14 protein-coding genes are annotated in these 13276 nt (G+C 44.9%); 3 read left to right on the top strand and 11 right to left on the bottom strand.

Annotated elements, in window-relative coordinates; genetic code table 11:
• Positions 1–80: 80 nt before the first annotated feature.
• From flgJ to flgB, 9 genes are all read right to left on the bottom strand, one after another.
• Complete coding sequence (gene flgJ / locus GKR48_RS13555) at positions 81–1061, bottom strand: flagellar assembly peptidoglycan hydrolase FlgJ (RefSeq protein ID WP_154628457.1); 981 nt, start codon at positions 1059–1061, stop codon at positions 81–83.
• Positions 1061–2176 carry a flagellar basal body P-ring protein FlgI gene (locus tag GKR48_RS13550; protein ID WP_036951445.1) on the bottom strand — a complete coding sequence of 372 codons (1116 nt, stop codon included), beginning with the start codon at positions 2174–2176 and terminating at the stop codon, positions 1061–1063. The genes flgJ and GKR48_RS13550 overlap by 1 nt, the downstream gene beginning before the upstream one ends.
• Positions 2177–2211: 35 nt before the next feature.
• The gene (locus tag GKR48_RS13545; protein WP_154628524.1) at positions 2212–2946 is read right to left on the bottom strand and encodes a flagellar basal body L-ring protein FlgH; all 735 of its coding nucleotides are present in this window, start codon (positions 2944–2946) and stop codon (positions 2212–2214) included.
• An 80-nt stretch (positions 2947–3026) separates the two neighbouring features.
• Positions 3027–3809, bottom strand: a complete 783-nt coding sequence (gene flgG / locus GKR48_RS13540; protein ID WP_006657513.1) for a flagellar basal-body rod protein FlgG — start codon at positions 3807–3809, stop codon at positions 3027–3029.
• A gap of 47 nt (positions 3810–3856) precedes the next feature.
• Entirely contained in the window at positions 3857–4612 is a 756-nt protein-coding gene (locus GKR48_RS13535) for a flagellar basal body rod protein FlgF (protein WP_154604164.1), read from the bottom strand.
• Positions 4613–4627: 15 nt separating this feature from the next.
• Positions 4628–5896, bottom strand: a complete 1269-nt coding sequence (gene flgE / locus GKR48_RS13530) for a flagellar hook protein FlgE (protein ID WP_036951452.1) — start codon at positions 5894–5896, stop codon at positions 4628–4630.
• A 45-nt stretch (positions 5897–5941) separates the two neighbouring features.
• Positions 5942–6808, bottom strand: coding sequence for a flagellar hook assembly protein FlgD (locus tag GKR48_RS13525; protein ID WP_154628456.1), 867 nt, complete (start codon positions 6806–6808; stop codon positions 5942–5944).
• Between the two features lie 12 nt (positions 6809–6820).
• Positions 6821–7225, bottom strand: a complete 405-nt coding sequence (flgC, locus tag GKR48_RS13520) for a flagellar basal body rod protein FlgC (RefSeq protein ID WP_036951457.1) — start codon at positions 7223–7225, stop codon at positions 6821–6823.
• Between the two features lie 5 nt (positions 7226–7230).
• Complete coding sequence (flgB, locus tag GKR48_RS13515; protein WP_006657508.1) at positions 7231–7644, bottom strand: flagellar basal body rod protein FlgB; 414 nt, start codon at positions 7642–7644, stop codon at positions 7231–7233.
• A 240-nt stretch (positions 7645–7884) separates the two neighbouring features.
• Here flgB and flgA point away from each other — a divergent pair, with 240 nt between their 5' ends.
• The 3 genes from flgA (at position 7885) to GKR48_RS13500 (ending at position 9557) form a co-directional block, all read left to right on the top strand.
• On the top strand, positions 7885–8556 hold the full coding sequence (gene flgA, locus GKR48_RS13510; protein ID WP_154628455.1) for a flagellar basal body P-ring formation chaperone FlgA: 672 nt from the start codon (positions 7885–7887) through the stop codon (positions 8554–8556).
• Between the two features lie 246 nt (positions 8557–8802).
• Entirely contained in the window at positions 8803–9105 is a 303-nt protein-coding gene (flgM, locus tag GKR48_RS13505) for a flagellar biosynthesis anti-sigma factor FlgM (RefSeq protein ID WP_154628454.1), read from the top strand.
• A gap of 11 nt (positions 9106–9116) precedes the next feature.
• Positions 9117–9557 (top strand): flagella synthesis protein FlgN, encoded by a 441-nt coding sequence (locus GKR48_RS13500; RefSeq protein WP_154628453.1) that lies wholly within the window; start codon positions 9117–9119, stop codon positions 9555–9557.
• Positions 9558–10028: 471 nt separating this feature from the next.
• Here GKR48_RS13500 and flhA read toward each other — a convergent pair whose 3' ends face one another.
• A complete protein-coding gene (flhA, locus tag GKR48_RS13495) occupies positions 10029–12125 on the bottom strand; it encodes a flagellar biosynthesis protein FlhA (RefSeq protein WP_154628452.1) in 2097 nt (698 codons plus the stop codon).
• Positions 12118–13269, bottom strand: coding sequence for a flagellar biosynthesis protein FlhB (flhB, locus tag GKR48_RS13490; protein WP_336431167.1), 1152 nt, complete (start codon positions 13267–13269; stop codon positions 12118–12120). Before flhB ends, flhA begins: the two co-directional genes overlap by 8 nt.
• Between the last annotated feature and the right edge of the window lie 7 nt (positions 13270–13276).

Raw genomic sequence — 13276 nt, 5'->3', positions numbered from 1 at the left:
CCACTCAAAATTTTTCACTTATTTATTTATCGGAAAATTGGCGCAAATGTTTAGCGCAAACTTTGATTTATTAAGATGCTTTAAAAGATATCGTTTAAGTCGATGTTATAAGCTTGAATCGCCCGTGACGCCGAGGTATTCGCCACACTGCCCGAACCACGAATCTGGTTAATTAACGTGATCAATTTGTCTGAATATCCAGGGTCGGTCGCATACCCTGCTTTATGGAGGCGACGTGCTGCAATTTCTGGGGTTGCGGCGTGTTTAACATCTTTATAGCGAGGATTTTCCGTTAACAGGCTGATATAGTCGGAAATCGCCTCTTCATAGGAGCCATACACCCGGAAATCATCGCGCATTTTGATGGTTTTACCGTTGATCACTTCCGTGGTCATAATATTCGTGACCGGTCCTTGCCAATTTTTACCCGCTTTAATACCAAATAAGTTATGGCTGGTTTTACCTTCCGCAGTCAGAATTTCTCGTTTTCCCCAACCACTTTCTAATGCCGCTTGCGCCAGAATTAAGAAATGGGAAATACCACTTTTTTCACTGGCATTTTTAGCAGGCTCAATCAATTGATTGATAAAATTGCTGCTATTGAGTGATAAGGATTTGATTTGCTTAAAAGTTGATGCCAGTGCATCCCCCATAGCAGGGGCGAATCGTCGTACCATTTGCTCTAACGCGAACGGTGGCAACGATTGCAGATCCTGCTCATTGAGTGGCATAAAAGCGCCTTGTGCGGGTGAGCTTGGTGATTGGTCACGGGTCAGTTGCTGATACATCATTTCCCCAAAACCAAGCCCTTTTTGGGCAAGGTCTTGAGCAATTTGTTGGTCATACATACTGGTCATCATGCGCGTTTGGTCGCTGGAAAACATGCCATCCTGCGGTAATGCAGAACGCATGCTTTTGAGCATCATTTCCACGAATGTTGCTTCCAGTTGCTGCGTCACTTGACGCAGCCCTTGTTCCGGCGATTTGTTTAACTCGCCTTTTAAACTGGTTAACGACTGGACATCATACGCAGCCCCTTGTAATAACTGCATATCGCTCATTAGATGATCTCCAGTTTCGCACGTAGGCAGCCCGCACTTTCCATCGCTTGCAAGATAGACATTAAATCTGTTGGCGTTGCCCCTAAGGTATTGAGCGCCTGGATAACTTGGTTAAGTTGAACGCTTGCATTCACTTTTTGCAGCGCCCCACCTTGCTCTTTCACGCCAATATTGGTGTTACGAGTGACCACCGTTTGTCCGCCAGCAAATGGCGTATTGGGTTGGTTAACTTGGGTTTGACGGTCAACTGTCACAGCTAAGCTGCCATGCGCGACCGCACAACTATCCAACGTCACACTGCGGTTGATCACCACAGAGCCGGTGCGTGAATTCAGAATAACTTTGGCTTCTGCCATCGGCGTACGTACGTTCAGCTCTTGAACTCGCGATAAAAAGCGGACTTGGTCTGTGTTATTTGCAGGAACGAGTAATTGAACAGTTCGCGAATCTAATGCGCGCGCAGAACCCATTCCACCCAGACGGTTAATCGCATCTGAAATGTCTTGTGCTAATGCGAAGCTGTCTTCATTAAGTTGCAGGTTGATAGCACCACTTTGACCAAAGCTACTGGCCAGTTCGCGTTCAATGGTTGCACCATCAGTAATACGTCCACCATTAAGTTGGTTGACTTTGACGCTGCTTCCGCCTGCACTAGCCCCTGCACCACCCACTAAAACGTTACCTTGCGCCATCGCATAAATTTGCCCATCAACCCCTTTTAATGGCGTCATCAGCAAGGTACCACCACGTAAACTTTTTGCGTTCCCCATCGAGGAAACAACCACATCCACCGATTGACCAGAGCGACCAAATGGCGGCATTTTTGCCGTGACCATGACCGCTGCGACGTTTTTCAGCTGCATGTTGGTGCCCGGTGGAACAGTGATGCCCATCTGGGACAGCATGTTATTTAAGCTTTGAGTGGTAAATGGGGTTTGCATGGTTTGGTCACCCGTTCCATCCAATCCGACCACTAAACCATAACCAATTAATGGGTTATCTCTCACCCCTTGCACCGTGGTGAGATCTTTAATTCGTTCGCTGTAGGCAGGAGCAACAAATAGGCTCCCGAAAAGGCAAACAAATGAAATGAGAACGAATAATTTGTTTTTCATTGATTTTTCTCGGCTATTAGCTGACGGATATTCACTTAGTAAGGGGATACATTTAAGAAAAAGCGCTGTAGCCACCCCATTGTTTGGGACTCGTTGATATAGCCATCACCAACGTATTCAATCCGAGCATCAGCCACTTGCGTGGAACTTACATTGTTATCTGCGCCAATCGTGCGCGGGTTCACCACGCCGGAGAAACGAATAGATTCCGTTCCCTGATTAATCGCAATGCGTTTTTCACCCACGACATGTAAATTGCCATTTGCTAATAACTGGTCAACGGTCACGGTAATTGTGCCTTTAAAGGTATTATTGGCATTTGCGCCACCTTTGCCGTTAAAGTCGCTGTTTCCTTTCACATCAATTTCTGTGTTGCTACCGCCTAACCAACCTTGCATAAACCCAGGCAGAATCGCTGCCAAGAATCCGGTTTTTCCGCTACGGTTTGCATTTGCAGACGAGTTTTTACTCGCACTCACGTTTTCTTGTAAGTTGATCGTTAAGATATCGCCAACATTACGAGGCCTTCTGTCTTCAAATAGCGGCTGGTAGCCGTAGTAAGCAGGTTGAGCACTCTGAAAAATAGCACCGTTAGGAGCGGGTGCTGTGGGTGCAGTCGGTACTGCACTGGTTTGTGTGTCCACCAGCGGGCGTGGCTTAATATGTGCACAGCCATTTAATGTGACCGCAACTGCCGCAACCAAACAGACGGATTTCGTGGTCTGTAACACTGTTTTTCTCCGCTTAGGAACAATACCGTTTTCAATCATCATGCGACTCTTTTGCTACTGGATACCTTTGTCATCACGAAAGGCAGTTCACGATGTTATTCATGAACTGCCATCCTTACTTACAGCTGTGTCAGACGTTGCAGCATTTGGTCTGATGCAGAAACTGCTTTGCTGTTAATTTCGTATGCACGTTGAGTTTGGATCATGTTCACCAACTCTTCAGCAACGTTAACGTTTGAGGTTTCTAACATGCCTTGATACAGCAAGCCTGCACCGTTGGTGCCCGGAGCACTCTCATTCGGTGCACCTGAACTTGCGGTTTCCATGTACAGGTTTTCACCCATGCTTTCTAAGCCAGCATCGTTAATAAAAGTGGTTAACGTGATTTGACCGATTTGCTGTGGTTGGTTGTCTCCATACACGGTGACTGAAACCGTACCATCGCGGGCAATACTCAAGCTGTTGGCATTTTCTGGGATCATGATCGCCGGAACCACTTGATAGCCACTCGATGTCACTAACTGGCCATCTTGGTTACGCTGAAGCGCACCATCACGGGTGTAAGCATCGGTACCATCAGGCATCTGAACGTGTAAAAAACCTTGACCTTTAATGGCGATATCCGTGGTCGTCCCGGTTTTGTTCAAGTTACCTTGGCTATGAATACGTACTGTCGCCACTGGGCGCGCACCGGTACCCATTTGTAAACCTGATGGTAATGAGGTTTGTTCTGAACTCATCGCCCCCGGTTGACGGATGTTTTGGTACAGTAAATCTTCAAATACCGCACGTTGGCGTTTAAAACCGTTGGTGCTGACGTTTGCCAAGTTATTGGAAATTACGTCTAGGTTAGTTTGTTGAGCATCAAGCCCTGTTTTTGCAATCCATAAAGAGCGGATCATAGTCATTCCTTACTAACAATTGCCGTCCAGCGGCTAGCTGTTAGTGATTAGCTGATCGTAAGTAGTTGATTGGCACGCTGCGCATTTTCGTCTGCGCTGTGGATCACTTTCATTTGCATTTCAAAATGGCGAGCATTGGCAATCATGGAGACCATGGCTTCAGCGGCATTGACGTTACTGCCCTCAATCACCCCAGAAGTCACGACAGCACGCTCGCTCATCGGTAATCCCTCTCCATTCGCTGCTTGCGCCTGAGGGGATAAATGGAATAATCCATCTTCACCACGGACTAAGTCTTGCGGCTGCGCTTCAACCACTTTGAGGCGGCCAATCTGTCCCAACATGGTTGGTGGATCGGTTGCCAGCAACGCGGTAATGGTGCCATCGTTACCGATAGTTAATTCCGCATTCGGTGGCACGTTAATAGCACCGCCATCACCTTGTAACACGCGCTCACCAATCATCAATTCACCGTCTGGCGAAATTTGAATGTTACCGTTGCGGGTATACGCTTCAGTGCCATCGCCTAAAGCGACTGCCAAAAAGTGTTTATCATTCAACGCAACATCCATCGGTCTACCGGTATAGTTCAGTTGACCTTGGCTCATATCCGCACCGGGTGTTGATGCGACAACTAACGTACGCGTCTGCTCGGTATCACCATGAATAGGCACTGCACGCATCGCTGACAGCTGAGCTTTAAAACCCGCCGTTGAAACGTTCGCAATGTTATTCGACACAATACTTTGGTTTTCAAGCGCATGACGCGCCCCGCCCATTGCGGTATAAATGACATGATCCATCGCCAGCCTCTAGGATTAACGTAAGTTAACCAGTGTTTGTAACATCTGGTCTTGGGTCTTAATGGTTTGGGCGTTGGACTGATAGTTACGCTGCATCACAATCATGCTGATCAGTTCTTGGCTCATATCCACGTTGGACGATTCCAGCGCACCACTGGTTAATTTACCGAATTGACCTACACCCGGAACGCCATCCATTGGGTTACCAGAAGCATTTGATGCAGCCCAGACGTTACCACCTTGGGAAACTAAACCATTCGGGTTAGCAAATGCGGATAATGCAATTTGACCCACAACGCGTTTTTGTTGGTTGGAGTAGTTAGCAACAATCAGACCGTTATCTTCGATTTTGAAGGTGGTGTATTCACCCGCAGGGTAGCCGTTAACATCAATAGCACTGACTGAAGATTCGCTCACTTTTTGTTGACGGGTTTTGCCCAAATCAACTTGTAGAGTACCATCATTCGCACCATTTAAGCCTTTGAATGGGAAAGCAAACGTTGTTGGTAATTGAACCGTAGTATCTGGGTCACCAGGGTTTGGGCCTTTGACAACTTTTTCAGTCATTAGCTTACCGTTACCGTCAAATTCTAGCTCCCCCAGCTTTTCAGCTTTAGTTTCACTAGAATCTTTAGCGTATGCACTCCATTTGTTATCTGCATCCTTCACAAAATAAACAGAAATTTCATGGGTGTTACCTTGGCTGTCATAAGCTGTCATGGTAGTGCTGAAGTTATAGGTCGCGATATCATCAGGCTTGTTTGGATCAAAAGGCTTATCTTTAACTTTATCTTCTGAGTTCAAGTTAATCGTTAACTTAGCTAAATCAGATTGCTTCGCATCCATCATATCCGTTGGGATATTCATGCCAGCCGGAACACCACCACTTTGTACTGTGATATTGCCTTTCTCATCCACGCTTGCCGGATATCCAGTCACTACCATGCCTTGGTTGTTGACTAAGTTACCGCTTTTATCACGCAGGAATTGACCGTCACGGCTGTAATAAACATCACCGTTTTGGTCTTGAACACGGAAAAAACCGTTACCGGAAATCGCAACGTCGGTTGCTCTATCAGTACGGGTAATTGGACCATCTTTGAAGTTTTGAGTGACGGCTGCAACGTTAACACCTAGCCCAACACCAGAACCGGCAAACATATCAGCAAACGAGGTTGTCGCCCCTTTAAAACCGTTAGTTGCGGAGTTGGCAATGTTGTTACCAATAGAGTCTAGCCCCGCTGATGCTGCATTTAAGCCACTGACTGCTTGTGAAAAAGACATATTTTCTCCATAAATATTCGGGGAATAAAAGTTTGGGGAATAAAATTAAGATGCGGGATACACTTTAAAAATGCTGCTTAGTGGCACACTTTGCCCTATTCCAACATCCAGTAATGGTGCATCTGAGCCAGGTGTGACACCATTGACACGGGTATAACCGAGTTTGGTGACCTCAATTTCAGACCCCATCCTGACGGCTTTCACATCAAAGAAATATTTACCTTTCGGATCGGCAACCACGTTGCCGTTGTTATCGCGACCATCCCATGCCATATCGTAAATATCGGGTTTCACTTCTGAGTCATAGGTGATGGTGCGGACTACGGTACGGTTTTTGTCTCGAATGGTAATTTCAACGCTATCGGCCATCTTCGGTAGGAAGAAACCAAATGGCGATGAAATGTAATCGGTTTGCGGCTCTTCAGTGCCTTCTCCGCCTTCACTACCTTCTGTTGCGCCAAAATTACTGAGCCCAAAATTAGATGGGCTATTCGCGCTAATCACATCATCAGGTAACGGGTTAGCCGGCTTAGCCACATTGCTATTTTCGCCGTTGCTCTCTTTTTTCAGTGGCGCAAGCACAATTTCATTGCGCGGGATAAGCACCCCCTTGCCCACTAGTTGCGTCGCCTGTAATGACTGTCCAGACCCAATTTGTTGCGAAATTCCGGTAACGCTATCGCTGAGTTTATTCATACTCTCAAGCGTGGCTATCTGCGCCAATTGCCCCGTTAAATCCGCGTTATCCATTGGTTTGGTCGGATCTTGGTTCTGCATTTGCGTGACAATCATGGTTAAAAATGTGTCACGCATATCATCACTTTGACTTTTCTTTGGAATGTTACTCGCTGCAGCTGCAGGTCCAGCAACTGTGTTATCCAAAGAATCATTCATTGAGGCAGAAATTCCCATTGCGCGTCTCCGTTACTGACCTAGCGTTAAGGTTTTCTGTAGCAATGTTTTAGCGGTATTCATGACTTCTAAGTTGGCTTGATAGCTACGCGATGCGGAGATGGTGTTGATCATTTCACCCACGGTATCGACGTTAGGCATCTTCACATAGCCCTTTTCATCTGCAAGAGGATGACCGGGCTTGTATTCCATACGCGGGGGAGCGGGATCTTCGATTAATTCACTCACACGAACGCCACCGACTTGGTTACGACCTTGTGGTGCCATTTGAAAAACCACTTGCTTCGCGCGGTATGGTTCACCATCAGGACCCACCACACTTTCTGCGTTCGCCATGTTACTCGCACTAACGTTTAAACGCTGAGATTGCGCGGTTAATGCAGAAGAGGAGATATCAAAAATACTGAGTAAACCCATAACCCTTACCCTTGTTGTAGAACGGCCAACATACTTTTGACTTGGCTATTGATGAATGTAAGATCGGCTTGATATTTCAATGTGTTATCAGCAAATTGGCTGCGTTCAACATCCATATCAACCGTATTTCCATCCATTGAAGTTTGATAAGGCACGCGATATTTCAGATCCAGTGCAGCAGGCTTCATATCATGACCTTCAATATGTCCTTTGGCTGTCACTGCCAGTGAAATACCCTTTCCTTTCACCACGCCTTTATCCATCGCTTGTTGTAATTGACGATTAAAATCAATATCACGCGCTTGATAACCGGGGGTATCCGCATTGGCGATGTTAGAAGCCAAAACAGTCTGTCTTGCTTCTCTTATGGACAAAGCCCGTTGCTGAAAAGCAAAGGTGGCATCTAATTTATCAATCATGGTTTCCTCAATGGATTTCAGTTAATTCCTAATCGATTTAGACGAAAATTAAGAATCTTTTAATTGCAGTTTTTATAAACGCAAAGTTTGAATATAGAAATTCGATGCTCATATTAGCTGGCAGATAAAAAATCTAATGGCGAGATAAAGGCAAAATAATTGACCTATTTGCCTCATTCATTATTGACGATGTAGGTAAACTTCAAGGGTGAAAAGGTATTGGATGAAAAAGGAAATGGGATGATAAAAACTATTTTTTCAATTAAATATATTTTAATTATCAGTATATTAAACCTATTTTCTTTTTCTGTGCAAGCATCTCTTCCACAAGATATTGACCAGTATTTCCGTAAAATTCATGGAAAACAAAATAGCGTTTCAATTGAAATAAAAACCCCAATTGATAAATGGCCAAATTGTGATAAGCCGCAAATTGGCTTACCCAGTGGGGGTCGTAATATGGGGAATATCTCATTGCCAGTGCAGTGCGATAAGAAAAAACAGTATTTACAGCTGACGGTGAATGTCACCGGGCAATATTATGTTGCTACCCGCAATATTCAGCGGGGAGAAACCATTGAATTTGTAGATATTGGCACCAAAAAAGGGCTTATTCATCAATTGCCATCTGGGGCATCTACCGACAAAATGGCACTGCGTGGTACGTTAGCCCTTCGCAATATTACTGCTGGGCAGACGTTTACTCGCTCAATGGTTAGGCGCCCTTGGGCTATTAAAGCGGGTCAAACCGTGTATGTATTTGCTACTGGCAATAACTTTTCCGTTAAGTATGAAGGCCGAGCCATTAATAATGCTGCGATGGGTGAGAATATTCGGGTTCGACTCATCAATGGGCAAGTGGTCAATGGTGAAGCTCAAGAAAATGGCAGTGTTCAAGTGGCGCTTAACTAGCTTAATTTAAAATTAAATCATCAAGTTATAGCGTGATAATTTTCTGTTTTTGAAGCGAATTACAGGTATAATTTTTGCAATTCGTCTGAAGTAGTTAAATATGCAGTTAATTATCATGATTTACATCGCGATTTAAGTAAAATTACTTATCTCGCTGGTAATTTGAAAACTAACCGAATATTAAAGGTTCACTAATATCTGCCGATAACCTTCTATATCAAAAATATCGGGAACAGGAAAAATACTATGGCTATTGAGCAAACATCTGCAATCTCTGCCTTGACTCAGGTCACCACTCGTGACCCACAGGAAACCGCTGCGCTAGTGCGTGAGAAAAAAGTCTCCGCTAACGAGACGGTCAAAGAGAGTACTTTCGCACCGAGTGAATTACAAAAGAAATTACTTCAGCCTCAAGCTTCTGATATTGATGTGACTAAAGTTGAAAAAATCAAACAAGCCATTAAAGACGGCACGTTAACTATGGATGCAGGTAAAATCGCTGATGGCATTTTACGTGATGCGCACGAATGCATGCTTTCTATGAAATAAACTGAACGACTATGAACGACGAATTATTACTCCTATTAGAACAGCAGCTTGGTCATTTGCAGTCACTGGAAATTGTGATGAAAAATGAAGAGCTATTACTGGGTTACCATCGTGTACCACCTTCTCCATTTCAGGAAACAACGGAGCAAAAGCGTTTTTTAGTTGCCGCTATCAGTCATGGCGAGAACCACCGTTTACGACTGGAAGAGCAAGCAAAAATCGTTGCGCCGTATGAAGGTAACCCAGCGCTTAGCCACACTTGGAATACAATTAAAGACCTGACGGCTCAGCTAAAAGATTTAAATTATCGTAATCACCAAATGCTTCAACTGCATATTGAGCTGAATGCACAACGTCTAAATTTTGTGAAAAAGCATAATAATCAGTCAACTTACGGTGCTGACGGCTTAGAATCTAAACGCCCTGCGTTAGGAAAGAAAATTTCAATTTAGATTTCTGGCTAAACCTATTTTCCTCACCCCCTATTTTTATCTGGTTAAATGATCAGAGTCTTTTTGGTTTATTAAACTCAGCCTTTTGGCCGATTAAATTTCGCTTTTCTTGCTTTTATTCTCACCTCAATACATTTCACAACCTCTCCATCTGTAACCCCGATTTTTTCTAGTCCTTTAACAAATTCCAATAATTCCTTCAATGTGTCTGTTATGTTATTTACACTATGATTATGTATAGATATCGATGCACTTTAATGATTAATATCTAGCATTTTTTGGCTCATATTCGTAAGACTTGATGCCGTTCGCACCATTCGGTTTAAAGTCCGCAAAGACCTTAACGGTGCTTTTGTATAAAACTAACGCGCAAGAAAATAGGCAGTGAGTGAGGAGTTATGACGCTCATCTCACTACACTGCCTATTGTGATATTTATTTGTGTTTCGTTAACTTGAAATCAATCGACTGTTTATGACCCGCTGATCATTGATGTCATTCTAATCTTACGGTGATCTGACATTTCTAAATTGGACATCACCACTAACTGCGGCAAGCTACGACGCAGGAAGCGGGATAAAATCAGTCTCAGTGCATGATTCACTAACAGCACCGTTGGTGCGCCCATGGCTTCTTGATGCCCCACCGCCTCTTCAGCTTGAGTTTGAATAAACTGGGCTAAATTTGGCTCTAAACCACCACCATTCTTCGCAGCTTGTAGCAGGATTTGCTCCAACTTCGCATCCAACCCAATCACTTGAATCTCTTCAGCGCTACCAAACCATTGCTGGGTAATAGCACGTCCTAGAGCAATACGCACCTGAGAAGTGAGGTAATCGGTATCTTTTTGTTCACCATTTTCACCCGCCATTTCAGCCAGCGTCTCAATAATGGTACGCATGTCGCGGATGACCACATCTTCCATGAGTAGGTTTTGTAAAACGCGGTGCAAGATGGTCAGAGAAATGGTGTCTGGGATCAGGTCATCCGCCAGTTTTGGCATCTCTTTTTTCACGCGGTCATACAACATTTGGGCTTCTTGACGACCAAAAAGCGTGCTCGAGTATTGCAGTAAGATTTGATTGAAGTGCGTTGCTACCGCGGTACTTGCGGAAACAACGGTATAACCTTGAATTTGAGCTTGTTCGCGCAAGTCATCGTCAATCCATACTGCAGGTAGACCAAATGCAGGCTCTTTAGTCATATCCCCTTGTAAGGTTCCCGCCGCATTGCCTGGGTCAATCGCTAAGTTGCGTCCTGGTTGAGCTTCTCCGCGCCCCACCTCAGCCCCTTTGATAAGAATGCGATATTCACATGGGGATAATTCTAGATTGTCGCAAATATGCACTACTGGAGGTAAGTATCCAACTTCCTGAGCAAATTTCTTACGTAGCCCACGAAGTCGACCCAATAGCTCCCCTTGCTGATCGTTATCAACCAGCGGAATTAGGCGATAACCGACTTCCATTGCCAGTAAATCTTCTAACTGCACATCATCCCATGTGGCTTCGACCACTTTATTGGCCTCTTGGAAATGTTGCGCTTGGCTATCATCCATCGTTTTTTCTGGATTGCGAGCACGTTTTACCAGATACCACCCTAATGCAGCCAATGCCGCGGTGAACAGTAGGAAAACAAAGTTAGGCATCCCCGGAATAAGACCAATCAACCCTAATACCCCAGCACTGAGCCACATCACGCGCGGGTTATTAAACAGTTGAGTGACCATCTGCTCACCAACATCTTCATCAGTTGCAACGCGAGTGACGATAACCCCCGCTGCTGTCGAGATAATCAATGCTGGAATTTGAGCGACTAGACCATCACCGATGGTTAATAAGGTATAAGCGCTCGTTGCATCACCGAGGGTCATATGGTGCTGTCCTACACCGATAATCAAACCACCGATGACATTTATCACCATGATCATAATTCCGGCGACGGCATCACCACGGACGAATTTACTCGCACCGTCCATTGAACCGTAAAAATCGGCTTCTTGGGTCACTTCTGCTCGGCGTTTTTTCGCTTCATCATCATTGATAATACCGGCGTTTAAATCAGCATCGATGGCCATTTGCTTACCCGGCATTCCATCAAGCACAAAGCGAGCGCCTACTTCGGCGATACGCCCCGCACCCTTGGTGATAACCATAAAGTTAATCAGAACCAAGATAATGAAAACGACAATACCAATGGCAAAGTTACCGCCAACCAAGAAGTGACCAAAGGCTTCGACAACGCGCCCTGCGGCATCCGGTCCAGTATGACCATCTAGCAGAATGATACGCGTTGAAGCGATATTCAAAGATAGGCGCAATAAGGTTGCGAACAGCAAAATGGTGGGGAATGCGGCAAAATCCAATGTCCGTTTGGTGAACATCGCCACTAACAGCACCATAATGGACAGCGCGATGTTAAAGGTGAATAGTAAATCCAGCAGGAATGCCGGTAATGGCAGAACCATCATCGACAGAATCAGTAATATCAGCACGGGTCCAGCGAGGATTTGCCACTGAGTTCCTTGTAAATTTTTCGGCAATTTTAAAAGTGTAGCCAAATTAGCCATCGCGATTGTTATCTCCAGCAAAATCCAGCGTCGGTGGCACTGGTAAATTTTTCGGTTTCTTTGGTTTCAGGCCACCTTCACGACGCCAGCGGCGTAATTGGTAAACCCATGCTAAAACTTCTGCTACCGCTGCATACAGCGCAACAGGGATACTTTGTCCAATCTCCGCATGGCGATATAACGCACGCGCGAGCGGTGGAGCTTCAAGCTGTAAAATACGGTGCTCTGCACCAATTTCTTTAATACGTTGGGCAATAACCCCCGCGCCTTTTGCCAAGACTTTCGGCGCCCCCATTTTTTTATCGTCATATTTTAGGGCGACAGCGTAGTGAGTCGGGTTGGTGACAATCACATCCGCACTGGGTACATCTGCCATCATTCGGTTACGCGCAATCGCTCGTTGTTGCTGACGAATTTTGGCTTTAATGTGAGGATCGCCCTCTTGTTGCTTAAATTCGTCTTTAATTTCTTGGCGGCTCATCCGTAACTTTTTCAAGTGAGAGCGAAATTGATAAAACACATCAAATGCCACCATTGGGATTAATAGAAAAACAATTAAATAACCTGCAAAAATCACCTTCTCGAGTGCGTTTGCCAACGCCGTTGTCGGTGGTTCCATCACCAAATGGAGTAACGATGGCCAACTTTGCCAGAGAAATATGGACGCGCCTAACCCCACAAACAGTGATTTTAATATTGCCTTAAACAATTCAGATAAGGCATTCATGGAGAAAATTCGCTTTAATCCCTTGATTAGATTTAATTTTTTCAAATCAAACTTAATCAATTTGCTATTAAATAACAATCCACCCACCAATGACGATGCAGAGATCCCCACCAGCGCTAACCCCCCAATGATTGGAAATAGCGCAAATAACGCCTCACTAACTACCCTCCCCAAATAACTGAGCATCAACCCGGTGTTTTGCAGATAATGACCGTCAAAGATAAATCCTTGGCGCATGATTTGTCGTAGCTGGTTTGCCAAATGCCCGCCACTTAGCCACAGCAAACTGACTCCAGCCAACATCATCATGAGGGAGCTTAATTCTTTGGAGCGAACAATTTGCCCGTCATCTTTCGCTTTCTGCTTTTTATGGGGCGTGGGTTCTTCTGTTTTTTCTACATCACTTTCGTCGGACACGTGACTT

It is taken from the genome of Providencia sp. wls1943, from assembly GCF_009706275.1.
Taxonomy (GTDB): domain Bacteria; phylum Pseudomonadota; class Gammaproteobacteria; order Enterobacterales; family Enterobacteriaceae; genus Providencia; species Providencia zhijiangensis.
This window is presented reverse-complemented; position numbering and strand designations above follow the sequence as displayed.